The 683-nt window shown below is 62.7% G+C and carries 1 protein-coding gene; it reads left to right on the top strand.

Features of this window, described 5'->3' with window-relative positions:
- Positions 1-399: 399 nt before the first annotated feature.
- Positions 400-683: FGGY family carbohydrate kinase (locus tag AADW18_RS12245; protein WP_337343676.1), on the top strand; the 284-nt coding region annotated here is incomplete at its 3' end.

The following is a 683-nucleotide window of genomic DNA, read 5'->3' as shown; positions in this document are numbered from 1 at the left end:
AGGAGTGGCGTCCCGCCGCGAGCTCTTCGTATCAGATCGCGACAGAAGAAAAAGCTCGCGCCGAGGACGGCGCTCCTACCAAAGCCACCGCATGCGCGATGGCACTGATCATCGACCGCCGTCGCAAGAGCGGCGTCCCGCCGCGAGCTCTTCGTGTCAGATCGCGACGTAAATAATAAGCTCACGCCGAGGATGGCACCCTTATGCGGCCTGGTCTCCAAGCCATTGTTCTGTCTGACATTCCGCACCGCAGCAAGCACTTCTCAACACAGCTGGTAGAGTGCGCGCATCCCCGGCTTTCCCCGATTACGTCCCTATGTTGCTGGCTTTTCTATCCAGTGCGGCTATGTCACCCACAAAAAATGGTAGCGCTAACTTTCCTGCTGCCAGGGGGCAACAATGACCCTGTTTGCTGGCCTCGACGCGGGTACCCAAAGCATCAAGCTGGTGGTCTACGATCCTGAGCAACGGCAGGTGGTCGCCACCACCAGCGCGCCCCTGGAACTGATCAGCGCCGACGACGGTAGCCGCGAGCAGCATGCGTCGTGGTGGCTCGAGGGCGTGCGCGCCTGCTTCGCGCAACTGGATGCGGCCACCCGCGCCGGTATCGCGGCGATTGCGGTGTCGGGCCAGCAACACGGTTTCGTCCCGCTGGATGCCGAGGGCAACGTGCTGGCGCCCGC

The organism is Pseudoxanthomonas sp. CCNWLY206-1 (genome assembly GCF_039710385.1).
Classification (GTDB): Bacteria; Pseudomonadota; Gammaproteobacteria; order Xanthomonadales; family Xanthomonadaceae; genus Pseudoxanthomonas_A.
Note: the sequence above shows the minus strand (reverse complement) of the source record. Positions and strands in the feature narration are given on the sequence as shown.